This is a genomic window from Aphanizomenon sp. UHCC 0183, assembly GCF_009712065.1.
In the GTDB taxonomy this organism is placed as follows: Bacteria; Cyanobacteriota; Cyanobacteriia; order Cyanobacteriales; family Nostocaceae; genus Dolichospermum; species Dolichospermum heterosporum.
This window is the reverse complement of sequence record NZ_VILC01000013.1, coordinates 1-24,777: the sequence shown is the minus strand read 5'-3', so window position 1 is coordinate 24,777 and position 24,777 is coordinate 1. Positions and strand designations below refer to the sequence as shown.

At 39.9% G+C, this 24,777-nt stretch carries 17 protein-coding genes and 1 tRNA gene; 7 read left to right on the top strand and 11 right to left on the bottom strand.

From position 1 onward, the window contains the following. Positions 1-115 precede the first annotated feature (115 nt). Positions 116-200 (bottom strand) — tRNA-Ser (locus FJR37_RS06480). Between the two features lie 58 nt (positions 201-258). Further along, positions 259-1,188 carry a TIGR04168 family protein gene (locus tag FJR37_RS06475; protein WP_039204021.1) on the bottom strand — a complete coding sequence of 310 codons (930 nt, stop codon included), beginning with the start codon at positions 1,186-1,188 and terminating at the stop codon, positions 259-261. A gap of 325 nt (positions 1,189-1,513) precedes the next feature. Here FJR37_RS06475 and nadA point away from each other — a divergent pair, with 325 nt between their 5' ends. Further along, positions 1,514-2,476, top strand: a complete 963-nt coding sequence (gene nadA / locus FJR37_RS06470) for a quinolinate synthase NadA (RefSeq protein ID WP_168465607.1) — start codon at positions 1,514-1,516, stop codon at positions 2,474-2,476. A 132-nt stretch (positions 2,477-2,608) separates the two neighbouring features. Here the strand turns inward: nadA and FJR37_RS06465 are convergent, their stop codons facing one another. Further along, entirely contained in the window at positions 2,609-3,499 is an 891-nt protein-coding gene (locus FJR37_RS06465; RefSeq protein ID WP_168465606.1) for a hypothetical protein, read from the bottom strand. A gap of 206 nt (positions 3,500-3,705) precedes the next feature. After that, complete coding sequence (locus tag FJR37_RS06460; protein ID WP_168465605.1) at positions 3,706-4,839, bottom strand: SGNH/GDSL hydrolase family protein; 1,134 nt, start codon at positions 4,837-4,839, stop codon at positions 3,706-3,708. 930 nt (positions 4,840-5,769) lie between these two features. Between FJR37_RS06460 and FJR37_RS06455 the strand changes: the two genes are divergently transcribed. Next, on the top strand, positions 5,770-5,964 hold the full coding sequence (locus FJR37_RS06455) for a hypothetical protein (RefSeq protein WP_015083627.1): 195 nt from the start codon (positions 5,770-5,772) through the stop codon (positions 5,962-5,964). A gap of 732 nt (positions 5,965-6,696) precedes the next feature. On the opposite strand, the gene FJR37_RS06450 is transcribed toward FJR37_RS06455, so the two are convergent. Both FJR37_RS06450 and FJR37_RS06445 read right to left on the bottom strand, forming a co-directional pair. After that, on the bottom strand, positions 6,697-7,422 hold the full coding sequence (locus tag FJR37_RS06450; protein WP_217355201.1) for a cyclase family protein: 726 nt from the start codon (positions 7,420-7,422) through the stop codon (positions 6,697-6,699). A 649-nt stretch (positions 7,423-8,071) separates the two neighbouring features. Then, a complete protein-coding gene (locus tag FJR37_RS06445; protein ID WP_072033603.1) occupies positions 8,072-9,379 on the bottom strand; it encodes a hemolysin family protein in 1,308 nt (435 codons plus the stop codon). A gap of 279 nt (positions 9,380-9,658) precedes the next feature. Here FJR37_RS06445 and mfd point away from each other — a divergent pair, with 279 nt between their 5' ends. After that, on the top strand, positions 9,659-13,138 hold the full coding sequence (gene mfd, locus FJR37_RS06440) for a transcription-repair coupling factor (RefSeq protein ID WP_168465604.1): 3,480 nt from the start codon (positions 9,659-9,661) through the stop codon (positions 13,136-13,138). A gap of 539 nt (positions 13,139-13,677) precedes the next feature. Here mfd and FJR37_RS06435 read toward each other — a convergent pair. From FJR37_RS06435 to pdxH, 3 genes are all read right to left on the bottom strand, one after another. Beyond that, on the bottom strand, positions 13,678-14,532 hold the full coding sequence (locus FJR37_RS06435; protein WP_168465603.1) for a Uma2 family endonuclease: 855 nt from the start codon (positions 14,530-14,532) through the stop codon (positions 13,678-13,680). Positions 14,533-14,725: 193 nt separating this feature from the next. Continuing rightward, positions 14,726-15,817, bottom strand: coding sequence for a glycosyltransferase (locus FJR37_RS06430; protein WP_168465602.1), 1,092 nt, complete (start codon positions 15,815-15,817; stop codon positions 14,726-14,728). A 702-nt stretch (positions 15,818-16,519) separates the two neighbouring features. Continuing rightward, the gene (gene pdxH, locus FJR37_RS06425) at positions 16,520-17,164 is read right to left on the bottom strand and encodes a pyridoxamine 5'-phosphate oxidase (protein ID WP_039201388.1); all 645 of its coding nucleotides are present in this window, start codon (positions 17,162-17,164) and stop codon (positions 16,520-16,522) included. 466 nt (positions 17,165-17,630) lie between these two features. Between pdxH and FJR37_RS06420 the strand changes: the two genes are divergently transcribed. The 3 genes from FJR37_RS06420 (at position 17,631) to FJR37_RS06410 (ending at position 20,915) form a co-directional block, all read left to right on the top strand. Beyond that, the gene (locus FJR37_RS06420) at positions 17,631-18,725 is read left to right on the top strand and encodes an AI-2E family transporter (protein ID WP_039201387.1); all 1,095 of its coding nucleotides are present in this window, start codon (positions 17,631-17,633) and stop codon (positions 18,723-18,725) included. An 89-nt stretch (positions 18,726-18,814) separates the two neighbouring features. After that, entirely contained in the window at positions 18,815-19,606 is a 792-nt protein-coding gene (locus FJR37_RS06415) for a segregation/condensation protein A (protein WP_168465601.1), read from the top strand. 139 nt (positions 19,607-19,745) lie between these two features. Further along, the gene (locus FJR37_RS06410) at positions 19,746-20,915 is read left to right on the top strand and encodes a sugar phosphate nucleotidyltransferase (RefSeq protein ID WP_039201385.1); all 1,170 of its coding nucleotides are present in this window, start codon (positions 19,746-19,748) and stop codon (positions 20,913-20,915) included. Between the two features lie 154 nt (positions 20,916-21,069). Here FJR37_RS06410 and speA read toward each other — a convergent pair whose 3' ends face one another. Continuing rightward, a complete protein-coding gene (speA, locus tag FJR37_RS06405) occupies positions 21,070-23,085 on the bottom strand; it encodes a biosynthetic arginine decarboxylase (RefSeq protein ID WP_039201384.1) in 2,016 nt (671 codons plus the stop codon). Between the two features lie 317 nt (positions 23,086-23,402). On the opposite strand from speA, the gene ndk reads away from it, so the two are divergent. Continuing rightward, on the top strand, positions 23,403-23,852 hold the full coding sequence (gene ndk / locus FJR37_RS06400; protein WP_027401368.1) for a nucleoside-diphosphate kinase: 450 nt from the start codon (positions 23,403-23,405) through the stop codon (positions 23,850-23,852). A gap of 93 nt (positions 23,853-23,945) precedes the next feature. Here ndk and FJR37_RS06395 read toward each other — a convergent pair whose 3' ends face one another. After that, positions 23,946-24,677, bottom strand: a complete 732-nt coding sequence (locus tag FJR37_RS06395; protein ID WP_039201383.1) for a TerC family protein — start codon at positions 24,675-24,677, stop codon at positions 23,946-23,948. Positions 24,678-24,777 lie beyond the last annotated feature (100 nt).

The following is a 24,777-nucleotide window of genomic DNA, read 5'->3' as shown; positions in this document are numbered from 1 at the left end:
TCTGGAATCATAGCAAAACTGACTCTTACCTTACAGCAGATTTAATATTTCCATATCAAACACCTGCGTTCTTCTCTGTGACTCTGCGGCTCTGCGTGAAATAAAAACAAAAAAATGGAGAGGGGGAGATTCGAACTCCCGGAAGCTTTCACTTCATCCGATTTCAAGTCGGACGCATTCGACCACTCTGCCACCTCTCCAGATTATTTGCCAGAATTGTGTAACACAAAAACTGACAAATAAAATCATAACATATAATTACAGAATTGGCACTACTGAAACTGAAGAATTATAAAAAACTTCCTCAGTAGCGATTTGGTAGTTCTGATCCACCCAAACCAGAGAAGCTTTTGTTACCAAACCATCCTCCAAATCAACCAGAGAAAAATTTCGTAACTTTATTCCGTCTTGTTGAATAATCCGGGGGACAGTGGCAGCGTTTAGGTAAATAGTGCCTTCTGGACTTCTAAACACAGCCTTGCGTTGCAACTTTTTAGTATGGCGCAGTGTGCGGTGCATATGACCAAAAGCGACAAGGGAAACAGTTTTCTTGAGGTTGAGACTTTGAGAAATTGCTTCCGCTAAATCAGGATCACCAAAATCACCACCGATAGGATGCCAATCTTTGCCACAAGGGTCCTCAGCGCGATCGCCTAAACCGCTCGGTCCATTGTGTCCGAGAAAAATAATATGATCACAAGTAACACTTTTTACTACCTTAACAATTTTATCTGCGGACTCCTCCAAACTAGAGACACCATAGCGTTCTTGACACATTTGGGCAAATCGCCATTCGGGTCCTCCCCAGGTAAAAGGACGACCACCCACCACAGTTAAATTCCACTGAGGAAAATCTAACTTACCATAACCGACTTGGGCAGATCCTAATAAATCTAGCTGTTCCTGTACCCAGTCTTCCTTGGTGCGGTCATAAGGACATTTTTTGCGTCCCCATTCAGTCGCAGAGTACCAGGCATCGTGATTGCCCATTACCGCCGCTTTGGGAAGGTCTAGGGAGGCGATCGCTTTTACCACTTCCACCGACTCATTCCCGAAATCACCGACAAATAGCGCCAAGTCAACACCGAGATGCTGGAGTGCTATGCCGTCCTCTACTTCCCATTGGTCGTGAACATCGCCAATTACAGCAATTTTGATAGGTTTTGATTGATTTTTCTGACTGGTCATGCCACTTTAAAAAGCCGTATATCTCCAGGATATGAAACTCCACCGGATTTGGACATAAATTGCTAGAATCAATCCCTCACTCTTTTTGGTAAAAACTACTATAATTGAATTTACAAGTTCAGAGGGAACAGGGAAATCTCACGTTTAAAAACATGAGATTGAAATAAGGATACCGTTTTTTCGGGCTACGCATCTTGTAAAAACATCTTTATTCTTGACTAAGCTTTAAACTGGTGCAAATGAGTATTTCTTATCTGTTCCCTGTTCCCTATTCCCTGTTCCCTTTCTTTGTAATCTTAATTGTACAAAAAAGCAGTTTTTAATTGTGTTTACAACTACACTTACTCAACCAAAATCAGGTATTTTACCATTAGATCTATTTGCTGCCATTGCGGATCTCAAAACAGAACTGAATGCAGTGATATTAGCCCACTACTATCAAGATCCTGATATTCAAGATATTGCCGATTTCATTGGCGATTCATTACAATTAGCCAAAGCCGCAGCCAATACCAAAGCCGATGTCATTGTCTTTGCTGGTGTTCACTTCATGGCGGAAACTGCCAAAATCCTCAACCCTGATAAATTGGTGTTATTACCAGATATTAATGCAGGATGTTCTTTAGCAGATAGTTGTCCTCCCCAGGAATTTGCAGCTTTCAAAGCCTCACACCCAGACCATTTGGTAATTTCCTATATTAACTGCTCGGCGGAAATTAAAGCCATGAGCGATATCATTTGTACCAGTTCCAACGCTGTGAAAATTGTCCAGCAAATACCCCAGGAACAGCCAATTATTTTTGCTCCAGATCGCAACTTGGGACGGTATGTAAGGTCACAAACAGGACGGGAGATGCTGTTATGGCAAGGTAGCTGTATTGTCCATGAAACCTTTTCCGAAAAGAAAATAGTCCAGTTAAAAATTACACATCCTCATGCAGAAGCGATCGCTCACCCCGAATGTGAAACCAGCGTCCTCCGCCATGCCAGTTATATTGGCTCTACAGCCGCCTTACTCAATTATTGTCAAACCAGCTCTAGTCAAGAATTCATCGTGGCTACAGAGCCAGGAATCATTCACCAGATGCAAAAACTAGCACCTGACAAACACTTTATTCCCGCACCCCCCCAAAGTGATTGTAACTGTAACGAATGTCCATTTATGCGGCTAAACACGCTAGAAAAACTGTATCTAGCCATGAAAAACCGCACCCCAGAAATTACCCTACCAGAAGAAATCCGCATAGCCGCACTCCGACCCATGCAAAGAATGTTAGAAATGAGCTAATTAGGAGTCAGGAGGTAGGGGCGCAGGGCCTGCGCCCAAGGAGTCAGGAGGAATAGGAAAAATACATCCTGTTCATCCTTAAATCCTGCACAACCTGATATGGCTTACGCCACGCTTCGCTATCAGACATTGTTAAGATTTACTCTTCTGAGCTTCTTTCTGGGCAGCCTCACTAAACTTTTTATACAACTTAGTTCTAATCTGTGCTTCCTGATAACGGCTGTGGCTAGGTGCAACCTGACCCATTAAATCAGAAGCCCGTTGCCAAGTAGCAGCTAATTCCAACCACTGAGTTGAAGTTGTAGCCGTTGTACCAGTCACAGTCGCCTGGTTAGCCAGTCTCACAGATGCGGCAAACGGATCATCCAATGGGATAGAAAGACTTCGGCGCACAGGACGATTCGATGATTCTGGCGGTCTTTGGTTAACCGTTTGAGAAGATTGAGAACCCACTAATGGCAACAGCTTCTTTAATGGATTACTTAACCGAAAATCTAGCAACCAAGCCAGTAAAATTATTGAAGATAAACCAGCAACCCATACAAATAAAGTTTTGACAGAAATTTTGCCCTGATTTCGATTCTTCAGCAAAGATTGGGGTTTTGTTAAAATAGGTTTTCTTGATTTGGTATAAACTTCAGTTAACTCTGGAATTAACCGCTTCAACAAGTTTGGTTGGTATACAGTAATTTCCCGTGACCACAGTAACTGACCATCAGTATCGCGGTTAATTTCCTCCAACCATAATAATTGCTCTTCTCGAACAATTCGACTATTAATATTAACTCGGCGAATATGACGTGGTGTCAGTGAGTCCAAAATTTCTTGAATTTTTGGCACTAAGACAGATTGCTCTAGTTGCTCTACTGTAGCCGCTTCACACAAGAGTTGTAATATACCAGTCGAAAAAACTGCTCTAGTTCTGACACCAGACACAACTAGCCTTTCGTTCAAAACTTGAATAATTGCCGCCACGCTGCCCTGGTGAGCTTGCCAAGCGATATCATTTATCCGATCTACCATTTGATATTTAGTGATAGCTCTCACACCCTGATCTGTGAAATAATATAACTTAAGTTACTAATTATCTAAATTTAGGCAGGGAAAAAGGTGATTGGTCATTGGTCATTGGTCAACTACTCCTGCCTCTTGCCTCTTGCCTCTTGCCTCTTGCCCCTTACCCATTTTCAACTAGCAACTTACGTTAATATACATTCAATTTGCATATATCAATTGTAAATTTGAGCAACTCTATATTCTATTTGCTCAAGTGCAAATTGCCACACTTGATATCCTGCTAAAGATAAATGTAATCCATCTGTAGTTAATTCGGGACGCAAATTGCCATCAATATCCGTAAACCAATTGTGAATGTTGAGGTAATTAGCCCCTTGCTTTTGGGCAATTATAGCCAGTTGGGCGTTAATATGACGAATTCGACTATTAGGGATTTTCTGCGATCGCACAGGTAAAATAGATTGGACAATAATCTGACTGCTGGAATGACTCTGACGTAAGCTATGAATAATCCGCGAGGAATTGACCAAAATTGACTTGTCAGTAGCACCCTTACGTAAATCGTTAATCCCAGTCATCACATAAATTACATCAGGTCTGGTGCCAGAAAATGCCGACAATCTTTTAGAAACGCCCTCAGAAGTATCTCCAGATATACCTTGATTTAGCCATAATTTACCCGTAGGTAGTTTGTCCTTGGGAAACCACAAACTTAAAGAATCACCTACTAAAATACTCAACCGATTCGCACCTTGACCTTTAGCTATAGCTTTAGCTTCCAAAGCTAATAAGCTTTTCCAGTCTTGATAAGTCAGTTTATCTGCCTTATTTGATTCCCCAGACAATGCTAAATTTTCATCATTATCAGTGCGCGTATAAATCTGACCAGATATAAGTGATGCTAATCTTTGCTGGTAGAGTTGACTACCAGAAATAGGTGATTTAGTTGGTGTCGTTGGGGAATTTAAGTTAAAGGATGATTTAACAGGTATTGATAACCCATGCTGTCTAAATTCTGATAAGAGAATCTCTAAGGTGGGGAGGTTTTTCCTGATTACTGATGACTGTTCAACGGTCGTCGGTGTTTGTCTACTAAATTCTGGTAATGATTTATCAGTCTTGACAAGACTCTTATTTGCTGGTGAGGACTTTTCAATTTGATTACTAAATTCAGGTACAGCAATTTGACGTGGAGAATTTCTTTTGCCATCGTAAACCTGGAAACCCTCGGCTAAATCCAATAAAGATAGAGAATCTTTGGGAAGATTGGTTATTTGGGGGGGTGTTGATATTGGTATGACCAATCCTGTTAATAAACTTGCAGCCAACAGATAAGGTTCACTCATCGTTGTTTTGTTCCTTGTGCGTATTCACTACTTTTTCTTATGACAGCGTTAACTAAGTGAATTCAGGAAGATTTCGATTTCTGTCTATACCCCATCTATCTTGCAAACTTGCGGTTTGCTATCAAAAAACTATAGGTTTGAACTCAATACCTTCGCCACATTGAAAAAAGCCTTGATTCGTAGCGACTGTCTTGATTGTCAATCGATCATTAAGTGAGACAGGGTTTATTTTGCTAGTTTACAATATTTAATAATATTAAGTTATTCAACGCTATTCAATCCTTTGAATCACGATAAATATCCTCCCGTCAGGATTAATCAACACTAAATTTTGGGATTTTCCATTTTAGAAGATTTACTATATAAGCTTTCCAGCTTTTTGAGTATCTCGCTGTTACCATCGTTTTTCAAAATCTTATCCCTTGATGATCTACTAAATTTTAGGTTTCATACTTTTGATAGATGACAATAATTAATTGTTTATGTTGTGAGTTGTAAGAAAAATTAATAAATAATTATATAGGTATCAATTTTTGTTGCTAAAAAAACAGCAATAAAACGCTAGGAAGTCGAATTGATAAGCTTTAAATAGTATTTATTTTTTTAAGATAGCTACGTTTATTTACACCTACTTCTATAAGCAATGTTGTTATTAATACTTAAATAAATTGCGTTATTTTATTGTGTGATTTCAGTAACACGGCTGTTTGTAGCAGAGTAAGTAAATCGTTAAAATGCTTGCTACAGAAGAGTTATGTCCGTAGTTAAAAAGTTAGATTTGCAGAATTATTGAGTCTGTTTGCTATTTATAGTCTGGATTAGACATACAAAGATTTATCGAAACTAAAGTAGATCAGTTCCGGGGATGTAGAATAACTTAGCGAAAAGTGCTAAGATTTATCCGATGTCATTAATGTTTCTTTTTATAACGTGGCTAGAGCTAGTACAGCAATCGGTGTATCTCCCATCATTAAGGAGATTGTGCAAAAACAGGCACATTCAACTCGCTTAACTTTGAAAGAAGTTATTCTCATGGGAATGTTGGCAATTGATAAGTTAGATGATCAAAATTGTCAAGAATTGGCAGATCAAGTTCATCAAATGCAGGTTAATGGTGAAATCTAAAGCTGCTGGCAGGAGTCTAAAATTTAAAGTCTCAAGCCTTCAGTTCACAAGCTAAAAAATAGCAAAAGTGGTAGTGTGATTTATCAAGTCTCTACTTTTGACTAAAACCTTAGCTAGTTGCCATTAAATAGTTCTCGTTTAAGTCCAAACTTAACTAACGGTATTGCTAATTTACAGTAGTAAAGTCCGTTGTGTTAAAGGCAAAAAAGGGATCTGAAACTAGATCCTTTTCGTCTGTCAAAAATTTAATAAAGAACTCAGCGAAAGTTTCATGAACTTTGCTAAATGAGGTTTAATTCCTGCTTGTTTACAGCGGTGCAAATAGGCAATATTAGACTTGATAGCGGCGATTTCCAGTAAATTGGCAAGATTGCCTCCATGATTGGGAAATTGATTAAAAACATCATTTCCAATTCGTAAAATATTTTAGCCTCATAGCCATTTTTGAGTAGTTTTGCATACTCTGGCTATGGGGCTTTAATATTTTTTAATTATTTCTTGGAGTTCTGATTTTACAAGTTTTCTGAATTGGTTAATGGTTTTATTGAGTAAGTAGGTTGGTGTTGAAAATTGTCGTTATGGCAAGGCAAAAGGCACTCATGCAAGAGGCAAGAGTGAAGAGGGTTTGGGCGATTTTACATTTCTTTACACAGTTTGGTTTTATTGTGTTCACCTACTTATTATTGGTTGTGAATTAAAGAGTTTGGGGTAAATGGTTGGAAAAGGAAAAATTTAAAATAATGCCATGATTGCTGCGGGAGAACCAGAACCTCCTCTTAATCTGAGAATTCCAATGATTAAGGTGATACTATGCGGTGGTAACTGATCTAAATTGGTGAGGTTTTCGAGAACAATTAGCGATCGCTCTAAAAGCAACCGGTTAATAGTAAAATTAGTATTCTGCCCAGAATCTACACCATGAGTATCAATACCCACTCCAGTAATTTGCCTGTGTGTTATTAAAAACTCAGTTGCATCATAGCTAAAACCAGGAAAGTGCATTTTTCCGTCTTTATCTTGGTTAAAAAATGCCTGGTGATTTAACCATTTTTCTTGCCAACCAGTATATAATATCACTATACTACCTGTGGGAATTTCTCCAAATTCAGTTTCCCAAGTTTGGATATCACTAACAGTCAAGGCATAATCAGGATTTACTGCTGCTTGTTCACAAATATTGATAACTATAGCTGGTAATATTAAAGATGATGCTGGATACTGGTCAATACTTGCGCCGTTTGCATAAAAACTATTAGGGGCATTGATATGAGTCCCGCTATGTTCTCCCAAGGAAAAGCCTCGTAAGTAATAACCATCATCTGGAATTTCTGCAACACTGGTAAATTCTACGGGAGGATCACCTGTCCATTTTGGTATATCTTGATCAATGAGATGACTAAGATGGATGACACGAGAGTAACTAATATTACTTAATATTTGGGAATTTTTGCTGATCAAAAGGGTTTTTTTGTAAGTTGAGGATATTTTAACAAATATAGGGCTTATGCACGCTCACTAACTTACCATTATATGAATAAACGAAATTGCGTCGTTTTCAGCTTTGGGAATAACTTATAAAAGTAGGGTGCGTCAGATAAAGGAAATCTGTTCTCTACCAAATTATTAGGTCTGACGCACTCTACAAGAGATAAAATCTACATTACATATTTGGTAAGCTTGGTCAATGCGTAAGTCCAAGAATGAAAGAAATTGCGTCGTTTTCGGCTTTGGGAATAACTTATAAAGGTAGGGTGCGTCAGATAAAGGAAATCTGTTTTCTACCAAATTGTTGGGTCTTACGCACCCTACAAGAGATAAAATCTACATTACATATTTAGGAAAATTTGTCAATGCATAAGCCCTAAAATAATCCCCCAAACCTTTTCACTTGAAGGTAATGGGGGGAATTTTAATGTTGCAGCAAAAAGTGAATTTAAACCTAGTGAACAGTAGAGAAGTTAAGCTTTAAATAAGGAAGAGTTAATTTTACATGAATTTTCTCAAAACCAGAATGATGACCAACCGGACTTCTGTAACCCTTCTAATTCTTAATTCTTCCTCCTGAACTCCTGATTGGGCGCAGGCCCTGCGCCCCTACCTCCTGACTTCAATTAGCCATGACCTTGGGTACTACTAGGACTTTATCAACCCGATTTCCGTCCATATCCATAACTTCAAACCGCATACCATCCCATTCAAAATGATCTGCGGCGGCGGGAATCCGGCCTAAATGGGTGATGACAAAACCGCCTAATGTTTGATAATTTCCTCTTTCTTCATGTTCTAATTCTTCAAGATCAAATAGTTCTAAAAATTCTTCTATTCCTAACATTCCATCTACTAACCAAGAACCATCTTCCCGTTGTACAGCTTGGGGTTCTTCTTGTCCTGGTTCTGTGGGAACATCACCGACGATTTCACTCATGATGTCATTGAGGGTGACTAAGCCTTGAATTACGCCATATTCATCTACGACCAAAGCCATGTGTGTGACGGTTTGTTTGAATAATTCTAAAACTTTTAAACCGCGTGTGCTTTCGGGGACAAATACGGGTTGACGTAATCCTAGAGTTAAGTCTAAGGGTTCGTTGCGTAAACTTCTGGCTAATAGGTCGGTGACGGGAATAATCCCCAGAACGTTATCTAGTCCTTCTTGACAAATGGGATAGCGAGAATAACCGCTTTCTGCCATTTTTTGGCGGTTTTCTTCGGGGGGATCTTCCAAGTCTAACCAAACTATATCAGGTCGGGGTGTCATAAAGGAGGTGACGGGGCGATCGCCTAACCGGAAAACTCTCTCTACCATGTCCTGTTCTGCTTCTTCAAATGTTCCCGCTTCTGTCCCTTGTTCGATGAGAATTTTGATTTCTTCTTCTGTGACTTGTGGTTCAGCAGAGGGTGTGATTCCTAATATTCGCAAGACTAAATCTGTAGATGCACTCAAAAGATAAACTATGGGTGAGGCTATTTTTGCTAAAGCCCGCATGGGTATGGCTACTGAAGCAGCGATTTTTTCGGGGTTATTTAAAGCCAGACGTTTGGGGACGAGTTCACCGACAATGAGGGAAAAATAGGTGATCAGTAAGACTACGATGCCAAAGGCGATCGCATTACTATAATTAGCTAAAATGGGAATTAGCTTGATATAATCTTCTAATCTTTTGGCAATGGTCGCACCACCAAAGACACCATTCAGAATATTGATGAGTGTAATCCCTACCTGGACGATAGAGAGAAAATGATTGGGAGATTCTGCGAGTTTTAATGCAGCCTTGGCGTTAATATCCCCTTGATTGGCTAACTGCTGTAGTCTGACTTTCCGGGCTGAAACTACAGCCATTTCCGACATGGAAAATACACCGTTGGCGAAAATTAGCACCAAAATCGTTAAAATTTCAAACGTGAAGGAAGACATTTTTAAAATTGCTGGTATAAAGAATAGAAGTATACGGTGATCAGAAGTTGCCCAGTGTTCATTCAATCAGACTGATCTTAGTATCCAGTATTTTAGGTAATTCTCTAAATACTTTGACTATACACAAAGTAGTAGCTATATTGCTTCTGTCTATGAGTAGTTCGGTTTGATTCTTTCCTATTTATCGTCAAGAGAGGGGTTAACACTTTTAAAATGGTTAACAGGAAATAATTCGAGATTTTCACGTCAGCAGCGACTTCCTTTTTTAGCGTAAAACTTATGTCCTTCTCTTCTATTGTGCGTGCTTTGGCGCGATCGCCTCTTACCGCAGAACTCATTACTAAACTCAACAAGCAACAGGAATTGCGGTTAAATGGGATTTCTCGGCTACCCAAAGGACTGGTAGCTTCAGCATTAGCAAATTATGAAGATCAGGATTTATGTGTGGTCTGTGCCACTTTAGAGGAAGCTGGGCGGGTTTTTGCCCAAATGGAAGCAATGGGATGGAAAACTGTCCACTTTTACCCCACTTCCGAAGCTTCTCCCTATGAACCCTTTGACCCTGAAAATGAGTTGAGTTGGGGTCAAATGCAGGTGTTAGCTGATTTGGTCAATGGTCGGTCGTCAGTTGTCAGTGGTCAGTTGCCAAAACAAAGAACTGCCATAATTGCTACTGTGGGGGCGTTGCAGCCGCATTTGCCACCACCGGATGCGTTTAAATCATTTTGTGTCACCTTAGAAAAAGGGATGGAATTTGATTTAGACGGGTTTGGGGAAAAAATCACGATTTTGGGATATGAACGAGTTCCCCTAGTGGAAACTGAAGGACAATGGAGTAGACGGGGAGATATTGTGGATGTGTTTCCGGTGTCCTCCGAGTTGCCTGTGCGCTTGGAATGGTTTGGCGACGAAATTGAACAAATTCGGGAATTTGACCCGGCTACCCAGCGTTCTGCCTTGGATAAGGTGGAAAAAGTTACCCTTACCCCTACAAGTTTTGCACCGATTATCAACACAGCACTTACAGAAAATGTAGAGACGTTTCATGAACCGTCTCTACAAGAGTTAGGAACATTAGAAGGAAGTCGGCGGTTTTTGGGGTTGGCTTTTGCAAAACCGGCTTCATTGCTGGATTATTTAGCAGCAAATACCCTTGTGGCCATTGATGAACCAGAACAATGTTATGCTCATAGCGATCACTGGGTGGAAAATGCTAATAGTCAGTGGTCAGTTGTCAGTGGTCAGTTGTCGGTTGGATTACCTAAGATTCATCGAAACTTTGATGAGTGTATAGGGGAAATTAGTAATTTTAGAAAGTTATATTTATCAGAATTGTCGGAAGAAAATAATGGTTTAAATTTAGCAAGTAGACCTTTACCTGTTACACCTCACCAATTTGCCAAGTTAGGGGAAACTATTAGAAACGAGAGAGAACGCAATTTTGCAGTTTGGATAATTTCGGCTCAACCTTCCCGTTCGGTTTCTCTGCTACAAGAACATGATTGTCCTGCCCAGTTTATCCCCAATCCCCGTGATTATCAAGCTATTGATAAACTGCAAATTAATCATATCCCGATTGCCCTTAAATATTCCGGTTTAGCAGAATTAGAAGGTTTTATTTTGCCTTCTTTTCGATTAGTTATTGTCACCGATAGAGAATTTTATGGACAACATTCTTTAGCTAATTTTGGTTATGTCCGCAAACGTCGTCAAGCCACATCTAAACAAGTTGATCCTAATAAATTACGTCAGGGAGATTATGTTGTTCATCGTAGTCATGGCATTGGTAAATTTGTTAAATTAGAAAGTTTAACAATTAATGATGAAACCCGTGATTATTTAGTTGTGCAATATGCAGATGGTTTATTAAGAGTTGCGGCTGACCAAGTTAGTTCTTTATCTCGTTTTCGCACCAGTGGAGATAAAGCCCCAGAATTACACAAAATGACCGGAAAAGCCTGGGAAAATACTAAGAATAAAGTCCGTAAAGCCATTAAGAAACTAGCAGTAGATTTGTTAAAATTGTATGCTGCCCGTTCTCAACAACAAGGTTTTTCCTATCCCGCAGATATGCCTTGGCAAGAAGAAATGGAAGATTCTTTTCCTTACCAACCTACCACAGATCAGCTAAAAGCGGTACAAGATGTGAAACGGGATATGGAAAGTGAAAGACCGATGGATAGGTTAGTATGTGGAGATGTGGGTTTTGGCAAAACTGAAGTGGCAATTCGGGCAATTTTTAAAGCTGTCACCGCAGGAAAGCAAGTAGCACTTTTAGCCCCAACCACAATTCTCACTCAACAACATTATCATACAATTAAAGAACGTTTTGCCCCCTATCCTGTGAACGTGGGGTTACTAAATCGGTTTCGCAGCGCAGAAGAAAAACGCAATATTCAAAAACGTCTAGCGACTGGAGAATTAGATATAGTTGTCGGGACACATCAATTATTGGGAAAAGGTGTGCAATTTAAAGATTTAGGACTTTTAGTAATTGACGAAGAACAAAGATTTGGAGTTAATCAGAAGGAAAAAATAAAAAGCCTCAAAACGCAAGTTGATGTTCTCACTCTTTCCGCAACTCCTATTCCCAGAACCTTATATATGTCATTATCAGGAATTCGGGAAATGAGTTTAATTACCACTCCACCTCCCACCAGAAGACCAATTCAAACCCATCTCGCACCTTTAAATTCTGATATTATCAGAAGTGCAATTCGTCAAGAATTAGATCGAGGTGGACAGGTATTTTATGTAGTTCCGCGAGTCGAAGGGATTGAAGAAACTACTACAAAATTGCGAGAAATGGTACCAGGAGGAAGATTTGCGATCGCTCATGGCCAAATGGACGAAAGCGAGTTAGAATCAACTATGCTGACTTTCGGTAATAATGATGCCGATATTCTTGTTTGTACGACAATTATTGAATCTGGTTTAGATATTCCGCGAGTCAACACAATATTAATTGAAGACGCGCACCGTTTTGGTCTATCTCAATTATATCAATTACGGGGTCGGGTAGGACGTGCCGGCATTCAAGCCCACGCATGGTTATTTTACCCCAAACAAAGAGAATTATCCGATGCAGCTAGACAAAGATTAAGAGCAATTCAAGAATTTACTCAACTCGGTTCTGGATATCAATTAGCAATGCGAGATATGGAAATTCGCGGAGTGGGAAACTTGCTAGGTGCAGAACAATCTGGACAAATGGATGTAATTGGCTTTGATTTGTACATGGAAATGTTAGAAGAAGCAATTCGAGAAATTAGAGGTCAAGAAATACCCAAAGTTGAAGATACCCAAATTGACCTTAATCTCACCGCATTTATCCCTGCAACCTACATTCCTGATCTTGATCAAAAAATGAGTGCTTATCGCGCTGTAGCCACAGTAAAATCAAAATATGAACTCAAACAAATTGCCGCTGAATGGACTGATAGATATGGGACTATACCAGTTCCAGCAAATCAATTATTGCGAGTTATGGAATTAAAACAATTAGCTAAAAATCTGGGATTTAGTCGCATTAAACCAGAGAATAAACAGCATATTGTTTTAGAAACCCCAATGGAAGAACCAGCTTGGAATCTCTTAGCAGAAAACCTCACTCCCACAATGAAAGCAAGGTTTGTTTATTCTCCTGGGAAGGTAACAGCAAGAGGTTTAGGAGTATTTAAAGCAGATCAACAATTGCAGACTTTAATTGATACTTTTGTAAAAATACAAGGGGCAATTTCAGAAACTGCTGGAGTTTAATTTTATTGGGTAATAGCCACCTAACAAAAAAGGTTCTTCGGTTCTCAATACTGCTCGGTTAAGCCTGAAAATTCATTATATGGTAGGTTTGGTTGTGGAACGTAAACGTATCCCTGCGGGACACTGCGTGAACGCGGAGCAATCGGAACGTTCACGAAGTGTGGCGATAGCTTGCGTGGCGACGTAGGAGCCATAGCCATAACCCAACAAAATCCTTGATAATGTTGGGTTTCGCTATCGCTCAACCCAACCTACATTTCCTTAACCGACAAGTATTGCTTCAGTTCTTTTTATGGAAAACCTGGTTCAAAATCATTGGTAGTCTTATTGTGTGGGCATTTCATTGAAAATAAGTAGGTTGGCGTTGAAAATTGTCGTTATAGCAAGGCAAGAGGCAAGAGTAAAGAAGTTTTCAGCGATTTTACGTTTCTTTACACAGTTTGGTTTTATTGTGTTCACCTACTTATGGGGAATCTTACAAAAAAGAATGTAGAGACGTTCCATAAAACATCTCTACAACAATTTTAGAAAACGCACATTTAATCAATTGGATCAATACCCAGTGCGCGTAATTGTTCTGCCAATCTTTTAGCCCGTTGGCTTTCTTGTTCAGCCCGTTGGCGTTCCTGTTCAGCCCGTTGGCTTTCTTGTTCAGCCCGTTGGCTTTCTTGTTCAGCCCGTTGGCTTTCTTGTTCAGCCCGTTGGCGTTCCTGTTCAGCCCGTTGGCTTTCTTGTTCTACCTTTTCGACTGCCCAGGGTAACAAATTACCTGCTTGATCCCACCATCTTAGCCAGTAACCTATGCGCCCCTCTTTTTCTCCTTCCCACAATCCCAAAAATAATCCCATGTCTGTAATCCAGTAGCGATTATTCTCGTCTATTGGCTGTAATTTATACTGTCCTGACTCGATTTGATGAAGTTCTAATTCAGCCGTCAGGGGGTCAAAAATTACATAGGTAGGGACTTGGAGAATTTGTTCATAAAAAAACCATTTTCCGGGGGGGAAGGCGCGTCTAGCTGAGTATTCTTTCCCGTCTGTATCTGAGCAAAATTCCATGACAACACGGGGAATTTCTCCTTCCAGATGAGGTGTATAACTGCGTCTATCTGTTGTCCCAGACAAGGGTAAAACTGTCTGCACGAAAAACCAATCTGGGGCTTTAACAACTAGTTTGCCATCCATTGTGGCACAAATACCCAAATTAGCAGCTATCAGCATGGCGGGTTGAATGTATCCACTCAGTTCTAGACTTTCTCGTAATGCCCCAGCAATTAATGGTTGTGCAGTGTTTTCCACAGGTTCTTCTTCTAGGATAAAATCTTCGGGTAATGCTTCCCAAGAAATTGCTATTGTTGATAGTTGTGGAGCAGTCGAGATTGGAGTAGCCACCATAACTCTAACTCCCTGTTGTGAGGATTTTTTGTAATTTATTATTGTCCTATTGTAGCTGAATATTTTGATTCTTAATTTAACTTAACTGTTGGCGGAGTTGCTGAAATAAACTTGAAGATTCAACAATTTCCAACTTTGTATTTTGGAGCGAAACATAATTCATCTCGCTATTATACAATGCTAAAAATCGGTATTAGTCAGGTTGAGTAGATGGAGAAAAACTTTCCTGAAAATTTAACTCCTCATATACAGCCAATGTTTCTTGGTGTACACGGGCAACATTTAACCATTCTAGATTATCCTGCGATCGCTGTTTCCATTCCTGAAGTATATTCGCATCACTCAATAATTTCACTAATGCCTGAGCCAATTGATGACTATCCTGCACCGGCACTAAGATCCCCGCTTTGCCATTATCTAACGCCTCTGGAATCCCGTCCACCTTCGTAGCCACAATTGCCAGCCCTGCTTCCCTCGCTTCCGAAAGCACCAAGGGACAAGGATCACGGTGGGAAGCCAAGACAAAAATATCACAGGCTAGTAAATAACGTTGGGGTTCAGGCTGAAACCCTTCAAAGTGAATCCGATGACTCACAGCCGTTGCTTGGGCTTGAGACTCAAATATTTGTTTATCTGGACCATTTCCCACCAAATATAAATGTACTTCGGGAAAATCCTGAGCAATTTCTTCAAAAGCCGCAATTAATTCAGTGATGCCCTTTCGTTTATACATTCCTGCTACGGTAGCGATCGCTGGACTTTGTAAACTTAAAGGTTGATAATCGGATATTTTCCGAGTCCGAGGACTACCCAATGTCCCATTACAAATTACCCGTAATTTTTGTTTGGGGATTCCCCGTTGTACCATCGAATTTTTGACAGCCTTACTAACAGCAATTACTCGGTCTGCCAAACCCATCAATAGGCTACTAGGTTGAAATTCATTATGGACAGTAGCCACTAAAATATATCTATTTTCCCATCTCAAAGCCCGCGCTAACACCACACCAGTCATCATGTGAGCATGAACTATATCTGGTTGAAATTCTTGCACAATTTTCCGATAAGCGATCGCCGCCTTCATCATTGTTATTGGCTGACGACTTTGGTTAATTTCGTAATGTTTAACACCAAATTGATTTAATAATTTTTCGTATCCCCCTCCCGCTGAAATTACCGCCACATCATCGCCAGATTGGGATTGTAAACAAGCTAAATCCACAGCTACATTGACAATACCATTACCGATTTCCTGGACATGATTTAATATATGTATGATTCGCATAAAGTTAAAAATGTGTATCAAAACTTAAATACATTTCAGCAAAGAAAGATTAATCATCTAATTCAAAGGGAACAGGGAACGGGCAACAGGGAACAGGAAAAACTCATGTTTAAAAACATGAGATTGAAATAATGACACTGTTTTTTTCGTGCTACGCATCTTTTAAAAACATCCTTTTTTTGACTGAGCTTTAAACTGGTGCAACTTTTGTTTCTTATTTGCTCCCTGTTCCCTGTTCCCTGTTCCCTGTTCCCTGTTCCCTTCTTTTGTAAGTGAATGGAAAAAAGACTAAATATGTAAGGAAAAGTCAAGTTGCCCAAAACCTCTTTTCTGTTCCCTTGCCATAACAACAATTTTTAATGCCAACCTACTTAATGACCTGATAACTACTATATCTATGTCGGTCTTTCTGATAAGTCATGCTTACTATATACAGATCCAGTATAATCTAACTGTACATTAAGAAACATATATCAAAGATAATTTGGGGTAGTTAACTTATACTGAATTATTAATTAATAATCACCGGTTTTTACTCTGATCAGGATCTTCCTATTAATTATCATTTAAGCATTCAGTATTCAGCTATCAGTTTTCAATACGGAAATACAGAATGTTAAATGTGTATAACTTTCAGGAAATAACTACTTCCTCATCTCCACTATTACTGCTGATAGCTGAATGCTGACATCAAATATTAAATCAAGGTGATAAACGCTCGATTTCCCAGCCGCCATTATCTACACGAGTATATAACAGGCGGTCATGTAAACGACTCGATCTTCCCTGCCAAAACTCAATTTTTTGGGGAATCACGCGAAAACCACCCCAATGGGGAGGACGAGGAACTTCTTGAGTTTCATATTTGCGCTGAAATTCTTGTAATTGTAATTCTAAAATTTCTCTACTCGCAATTACTTCGCTTTGATTAGAAGCCCAAGCACCTAACCGACTATATGTAGGGCGGATTTCAAAATAGCTATCAGATTCTGCTGCGGAAATTTTTTCCACAGTTCCCACAATTCTGACCTGGCGTTCTAATTCCGCCCACCAAAAAACCAAAGCAGCATGGGGGTTTACTGTCAATTCCTGTCCTTTTTGGCTATTGTAATTAGTAAATAAGACAAACCCCCGTTCATCAAAATCTTTGAGTAATACCATTCTCGCCGAAGGCTGACCATCGGATGTACAAGTAGCCAAAGTCATAGCATTAGGTTCAGGTAGCTGGGCTGACAGGGATTGACTGAACCAGATTCTAAATTGTATAAATGGATTTGGATCAATTTGTTTCTCATTCAAATCTTGTAATGTGTAGTCTTTGCGAAGATCAGCTATGCTAGTATCCATTTTTGTTATTTCCTCAAATTTAGATCAGCTAAAATTTATGATCAAAATCAGTAAATAGTTTAGACAATAGTAATACCTTGTCCATTTTCCGTAGGTTGGGTTAAGCGACAGCGCAACCCAACAAATGCGTTGGGTTTCATGCTGATTGCTTGGCGTTCACGCAGTGTCCCGCAGGGATACGTTTACGTTCCACAACCCAACCTTACAAATCAAGGCTTTTTCCAATTTGGACAAGGTATTGACAATAGGAAATGGAAATTACAAAAGTATGGCTTCCGCCACACTAGTAGTTCGTCAAATTTATTTTGACGGGTAATGATCGGAAAAAACTTCTGTTCTTCCCTCCCCTGCCCCCCCTGCCTCTCTTCTCCCCCTGCTTGCCTTCACCCGTCATTTTCGGGTTGACAGACTACTAAGTGATCATTCCTCTCTTACACCTGAAGTCCTTGCTTATACATTAAATCAGATGCGCCGTTTTGCTTCTCTGCAAACTCTGTTAATTTACGGACTCAGTGGACCAATTATCGCCCTCAATATCTGGCTACTGTCTGTATTATTCCATTTTTTCCAGAATCCAATTACTATTCTCAGTATTGCTGCAATTCTGGCTTTTCTATTGAATTACCCGGTTAAGTTACTGGAGAAAGTCAGAATTACCCGCACTCAAGCAGTAATTATTGTTTTACTGCTGACTTTAACTTTGTTTATTGTTTTGGGTGTTACCCTCGTACCAATGGTCATTGACCAAACCATTCAATTGTTAAATAAGATTCCTGATTGGTTAGCGACTAGTCAAGCTAATTTAGATCACTTAGAAAGTTTAGCAAAGCAGCGGCGGTTATCTATAGATTTAAAGCTGGTAACAAACCAAATAAATGCTAATATTCAAAATTTAGTACAGCAAATAGCTTCAGGGGCGGTAGGATTTGCCGGAACACTGTTATCAGGAATACTGAACGTAGTGTTGGTAATTGTTCTAGCCTTTTATATGCTCATATATGGCGATCGCGTTTGGTCTGGTTTAGTTAACATTCTCCCGTCTAATATTGGTATTCCTTTTAGCCGCTCATTACAGTTAAATTTTCAAAACTTTTTTTTGAGCCAATTATTGCTAGGACTATTTATGGTCATAGCCCTTACACCCATTTTCTTATTTCTGAAAATTCCATTTGCCCTGTTATTTGCTATTATTATCGGTATTTCTGGGCTTATTCCCGTTGTTGGCGCAACTTTAGGCATTGGTTTAGTCACATTGTTGGTATTAATCCAAAATTGGTGGTTAGCCTTTCCAGTCGCTACAATGGCAGTTATCATGCAACAAATCAAAGACAATTTGTTAGCACCAAAATTAATGGGCAATTTTATTGGACTTAACCCTTTATGGATTTTTATTGCCATTTTAATGGGATTTGAAATTGCTGGATTATTAGGAACACTCGTTGCTGTGCCAATTGCGGGAACTATCAAAGGCACTTTTGATGCCATTAAAGGCAGTGATCACAGTGATTTTGTCTCTACTTTTCGAGCTAATTACGGCTCGGAATTTGAACAAGATGAATAAATTGGTTATTGGTCATTAGTCATTGGTCATTGGGTAATTTTCTCCGAACTCCGAACTCCTGACTCCTGGTATATTAAATTTTGAATTAAATGGATGCAGTCGAACTATTAGAAACAATTACACACCTCATTGAGCAAGCTGAAAAAGGGGAAATTGACCCTTGGGACGTGCGAGTTATTGAGGTGATTGACCATTACTTAGAATTGATGGCTCCAGAAGCAAGAACTATCAGAGGCTATGAAAGTGACTTGTCTCAATCTGGACAGGCTTTTTTATCAGCATCAATGCTTGTATTGTTTAAAGCTAATACATTAATGCAGTTGTCGGTAGTATATAATAGCTCAGAAGAAGTTGTAGATGATACACTATTAGAAATTGAGGATGGATTGTTATATCCAGCCCATCGTTTCCATCTGGAGCAACACTTACGCCGTCGTCCGGCAGCTATGCCACCCCCAAAACGGCGGGTAACTTTACAAGAGTTAATAGACCAGTTACAAATTATGGCCAGCCAACTAAAGCTGGTAGAAACAGTAGATAAACCTAAGCGACTGAAACGTCAACCTAGTGTGCAAACTATGAGGGAAGCCCTAGAGTTAGCACACCAGGAAAATCTAACGGAAGTCGCGTTAGAACTAGAGCAAGTATTAAATTCTGCTGCTAAAGGGCAAAATTTAGAGGAACAATGCTGGAATTTAGAACAACTGATAGATTTGTGGATAAAGACAAAACAACCAGAGAAAAAAGCTTCTCATCATGAATCAGAACACGGTAACTTAGTTAGCGTTTTTTGGGCGTTACTACTGCTATCGGCTCAATCTAAGGTAGAACTATTTCAACGAGAATTTTACCAGGAAATTCAAATCCGCTTACTTACTTAAAGGCAGGGTGCAGGGAGTAGAGAGTAAGGGGAGTTGGGGAAGTGGGGGAAGTGGGGGAGGTGGGGGAAGTAAAAGGGGAGAAATATTCTTGTGCAACTGACAACGGACAACTGACAACTGACTAAGGAAATAAAATTTTATGAAAGCGATGATTCTTGCGGCGGGAAAAGGTACTCGTATCCGTCCCATTACGTATACAATTCCCAAACCGATGATTCCTATACTGCAAAAGCCGGTTATGGAATTTTTGCTGGAGTTATTACGTCAACATGGCTTTGACGAAATTATGGTCAATGTCAGCCATTTGGCGGAGGAAATAGAAAGTTATTTCCGAGATGGTCAGCGGTTTGGAGTGCAGATTGCCTATTCTTTTGAAGGTAAAATTGATGATGACGGTAAACTCGTCGGTGAGGCTATTGGTTCGGCTGGGGGTATGCGTCGGATTCAAGATTTTTCCCCATTTTTTGACGATACATTTGTAGTGTTGTGTGGTGATGCTTTAATTGATTTAGATTTAACTGCGGCGGTAAAGTGGCATAAATCCAAAGGGGCGATCGCTACTATTATTACCAAATCAGTTCCCAAGGAAGAAGTTTCTAGTTATGGTGTGGTAGTTACGGACGACGATAATCGCATCCAAGCTTTCCAAGAAAAACCAACTGTTGAAGAAGCTCTTAGCACTAATATCAATACAGGTATTTATATTTTTGAGCCAGAAGTGTTCAAGTATATACCCTCTGGGATGGAGTATGACATTGGTGGCCAATTATTTCCCCAACTTGTGGCAGATAATGCCCCTTTTTACGCCATTCCCATGGATTTTGAATGGGTAGATATTGGTAAAGTTCCCGATTATTGGCGAGCAATTCGTGGTGTTTTATCAGGGGAAATTAAAAATGTGCAAATCCCTGGACATGAAGTTTTGCCAGGTATTTTTACTGGATTAAATGTATCTGTAAATTGGGACAAAGTAGATATTACTGGACCTGTTTATATCGGGGGAATGACTAAAATTGAGGATGGCGCAAAAATCATTGGTCCGGCGATGATTGGTCCAAATTGTTGGATTTGCAGTGGTGCAACTGTAGATAACAGTGTGATTTTTGAATGGTCGCGTTTAGCTCCAGGTGTGCGTTTGGTAGATAAGCTGGTGTTTGGACGTTATTGTGTGGATAAGACGGGGGCATCAATTGATGTCCAAGCTGCGGCTTTAGATTGGTTAATTACTGATGCTCGTCAAACTCCACCTTCTCAAAAGCCTTTAGAACACCAAGCGATCGCCGAATTATTGGGAACAAACTCAATTTAGTCAGTGGTCAGTGGTCAGTGGTCAGTGGTCAGTTGTCAGTTGTCAGTTGTCAGTTGTCAGTTGTCAGCTATCGGCTGTAATTTACTACTAACTAATGACCAATGACCAATGACCAATGACCAATGACCAATGACCAATGACCAATGACCAATGACTAATGACTATTCAAGTAAGTATACCGTTGTAAACTTTGTTCGTAAGTTTGTAATAGTCGTTGGGACTCTGCTATGGTGATATGCTTTTCTTCTAAGGCTCGCTCGCAACGTTGGCGAATGTTTTCTATCATGTCTTCAGAATCATACTGGACATAGCTCAAAACTTCACTCATGGTATCGCCCTTGACAACGTGTTCAATTTGATAACCCTTGGGGGTTAAATTAATGTGAACAGCGTTAGTATCACCGAAGAGATTATGTAAATTCCCCATAATTTCCTGGTACGCTCCATTCAGGAACATTCCTAGATAATAAGGTTTCCCCGGCTCAAATTTGTGCAGTTCTAAAACCGATTTGACATCCCGTAAATCTATAAAGCGGTCTATTTTTCCATCACTATCACAGGTTAAATCCGCTAAGATTCCTCTGCGAGTTGGTTCTTCATCAAGGCGATGTATGGGCATAATGGGAAATAGTTGATCTATCGCCCAACAATCTGGTGCTGATTGAAACACAGAGAGATTGATGTAGTAAATGGAAGCCATAATTTTTTCCAGGTCTTCCAACTCATCAGGTACGTATTCTTCCTGACGGATAAGAGTTAAAACTTTTTGACAACAAGCCCAGTAAAGACGCTCGGCTTTAGCGCGTTCGTTGAGGCGCAAAATTCCTAAGTTGAAACGACTGATAGCTTCCTCTTTGAATTGAGCAGCATCGTGATAGAACTCTTGGTAATTTTCCTTATTAATGGATTGGTAGGTTTCCCAGAGATATTTAATGATTGGAGATTCTCCTTCTTGGTGAGGAGAAGGGGGATCAAGAGGCACATCACTGGTGCTGAGAACATCAAAGATTAAAACCGATTGGTGGGAAGAAATCGCCCGACCACTTTCACTAACTAGCGTTGGTACGGGAATATGCTTTTCATCACAGGTGTCTTTTAACTCTGCTACGATGTCGTTAGCATAGTTTTGCATATTGTAGTTTTTCGAGGTGTAGAAATTGGTTTGAGAGCCATCGTAATCTACACCTAAGCCACCACCAACGTCTAAATACTTCATATCTGCCCCTAACATTGCCAATTCTACATAAATGCGGCTGGCTTCTTGGATGGCATCTTTAATGACATTGATCGCGGAGATTTGAGAACCAATGTGGAAGTGTAATAATTGCAAAGAACCGAGTAAGTCGGCTGCACCCAATTTTTCCACAGCCTCCATAATTTCGGGAATTGTTAAGCCAAATTTAGCGCGATCGCCTGTGGAAGTTCCCCAACGTCCCATTCCTTGGGTACTTAATTTCGCTCTTACTCCTAAGATGGGCTTAATGCCTAATTGACGACTAGCCGTAATGGCTAAATCTACCTCTTCAATTTGCTCTAGGACGATAACTGGTGTTTGTCCTAGTCTTTGGGCTAACATCGCTGTTTCGATGTATTCCTGGTCTTTGTAGCCGTTGCAAATTAACAATGATCCTGGTGTATCCAACAAAGCCAGAGCAATCATTAATTCTGGCTTAGAACCTGCTTCTAAACCAAATTGATGAGGTTTACCAAACCGAACTAAATCTTCGATCAGGTGGCGTTGTTGATTACACTTAACTGGAAATACTCCCCGATATACACCAGGATAGTTATAGCGAGCGATCGCTTTAGCAAAACAAGCGTTTAACCGCTCAATTCGGTCTTCCAAAATATCAGAAAACCGGATTAACATCGGTAGACCTAAATTACGCTGCTTTAAAGCATTTACCAACTCAAACAAATCTAATGACCCACCGCGTTCACCCTTGGGAGAAACAGTGACATGACCAGCCGCATTAATCGAAAAATAAGGCTGTCCCCAACCTTCAATGCGGTAAAGGTCTTCACTGTTCTCAATTTTCCAAGGCACAGGTAAATCTCCTGTACTTGTACTAGGTACTAACAGTTGTTTCTTTTTTTGGCGTTTTAGTTCGGATTTATGCTCATTAGATGGCATTTTCACAATCTCATCAGCGGTTGACTCGACACCCATTTTTTCCTGACCTCTGTATTGCGCCCACGAAATAACAATTTAACAAAATAGTCTGGTAACGGATATACAACTAGAAATAATTTCTGATTAAGAATTAGTATTAGTAATTAGAAGTATGGTTAATACCATGTTGCGCTACCCATAGAGGGGTAAGTAAGCCTTGCTAGGTTTTGACCAGAAAGAAAAGAAAACTATCTTTGCTTAATTCCCTGATCTCTACAAATTTTTCGGGAAAATTCGCAAGACTACTAGACAAAAGACATCAATACAACTGACAATTAACCCATCAAAATTAGATTATGTTTTTGGAGACAGATTTGGAACGCACATTTTTAGCAATTAAGCCTGACGGTGTCCAGCGCGGACTAGTGGGTGAAATTATCCGCCGATTTGAAACCAAAGGCTTTACCCTGGTGGGTTTAAAGTTTATGAAAGTCAGTAAGGAATTAGCGGAAAAACATTATGATGTTCACCGTGAAAGACCTTTTTTCCCTGGTTTAGTGGAATTTATCATTTCTAGTCCAGTGGTAGCAATGGTTTGGCAAGGTGAGGGCGTTGTGGCAGCAGCCAGAAAAATTATCGGCGCAACCAACCCTTTAACAGCAGAACCAGGAACAATTCGCGGCGATTTTGGTGTTAATGTCGGTCGTAACCTCATTCATGGTTCTGATGCTCAAGAAACCGCTCAAACAGAAATTGCGCTGTGGTTTAAGGAAGAGGAGTTAGTTGCTTGGCAACCTCATTCTACACCTTGGTTAAGTGAGTAGTTAGGCAAGAGGCAAGAGGCAAGAGGCAAGAGGCAAGAGGTAAGAGGCAAGATTAATTTCTCCTCATCTCCTCTGCTTCTGATCTTTGCTGAATTACTTTGTTACTTCGGATACTTCAGCTTTTTCCTTTTCTTCTGGGGCTAATTCTACAACGTTGCGTTTAGAGAAGCCCCAGGCTAAGATGATCCCAATGGCAGTCACTACGAGCCATTCTGGTGGGACTAAATCATCGTTGATGACTTTTAATAAGAGACGTAAACCCACAAATGCTACAGTGATATAGCCTGCGTCTTCTAAGTTTGTATATTCATCTAACCAGCGGATAAATAATCCAGCCATAAATCGGAGAGTGAAAATCCCAATGGTTGTACCTGTGATTACTAACCATATTTCTTGAGAAACGGCGATCGCTGTGGTGACACTATCCAAGGAAAAGGCTAAATCTGTAAAGGCAATTACGGGTATAGCTTGCCACAGAGATTTAAAACGTGGTCCATGATGGTGATTGTTTTCATCTTCCTGGGAACTGAAGTGTTGAAATACTAGCCATAACAGATAAGCAGCACCCAATAGTTCAAATTGCCAAAATTTCTGTACCCAGGTAGCTGTTAACAGTAGGGTAATGCGGAGAACGTAAGCGAAGACTAACCCAATATTTAGGGCTTGACGTTCTAGTTTCTTGTCTTCTAGTCCTTGGGCGATCGCAGCGAGAGCGATCGCATTATCAGCCGACAGTACCGCTTCTAAAAACACTAATATTAAGAGGACTATAGAAGCTTCAACACTGAAATGAAAATTTAAGTAATCAAATATTTGGTCTAACATTCCAATTTCTCAGGCAAAAATTTAAGAATCTACAGGATACGGGATTAGAGATTTTTATTGTCGAAACTACATTGACACTCCCCTGGCTAAAACCGAGGAG

What these genes read in the sequence shown, in the direction of transcription:
- FJR37_RS06465 (WP_168465606.1), bottom strand. Translation starts at nt 3,499, where the DNA reads ATGGTAGATCGGATAAATGATATCGCTTGGCAAGCTCACCAGGGCAGC.
- FJR37_RS06415 (WP_168465601.1), top strand. Translation starts at nt 18,815, where the DNA reads ATGGATGCAGTCGAACTATTAGAAACAATTACACACCTCATTGAGCAA.
- FJR37_RS06475 (WP_039204021.1), bottom strand. Translation starts at nt 1,188, where the DNA reads ATGACCAGTCAGAAAAATCAATCAAAACCTATCAAAATTGCTGTAATT.
- FJR37_RS06430 (WP_168465602.1), bottom strand. Translation starts at nt 15,817, where the DNA reads ATGCGAATCATACATATATTAAATCATGTCCAGGAAATCGGTAATGGT.
- pdxH (WP_039201388.1), bottom strand. Translation starts at nt 17,164, where the DNA reads ATGGATACTAGCATAGCTGATCTTCGCAAAGACTACACATTACAAGAT.
- speA (WP_039201384.1), bottom strand. Translation starts at nt 23,085, where the DNA reads ATGGGTGTCGAGTCAACCGCTGATGAGATTGTGAAAATGCCATCTAAT.
- FJR37_RS06420 (WP_039201387.1), top strand. Translation starts at nt 17,631, where the DNA reads ATGCGCCGTTTTGCTTCTCTGCAAACTCTGTTAATTTACGGACTCAGT.
- FJR37_RS06445 (WP_072033603.1), bottom strand. Translation starts at nt 9,379, where the DNA reads ATGTCTTCCTTCACGTTTGAAATTTTAACGATTTTGGTGCTAATTTTC.
- FJR37_RS06435 (WP_168465603.1), bottom strand. Translation starts at nt 14,532, where the DNA reads ATGGTGGCTACTCCAATCTCGACTGCTCCACAACTATCAACAATAGCA.
- FJR37_RS06460 (WP_168465605.1), bottom strand. Translation starts at nt 4,839, where the DNA reads ATGAGTGAACCTTATCTGTTGGCTGCAAGTTTATTAACAGGATTGGTC.
- FJR37_RS06395 (WP_039201383.1), bottom strand. Translation starts at nt 24,677, where the DNA reads ATGTTAGACCAAATATTTGATTACTTAAATTTTCATTTCAGTGTTGAA.
- FJR37_RS06410 (WP_039201385.1), top strand. Translation starts at nt 19,746, where the DNA reads ATGAAAGCGATGATTCTTGCGGCGGGAAAAGGTACTCGTATCCGTCCC.
- mfd (WP_168465604.1), top strand. Translation starts at nt 9,659, where the DNA reads ATGTCCTTCTCTTCTATTGTGCGTGCTTTGGCGCGATCGCCTCTTACC.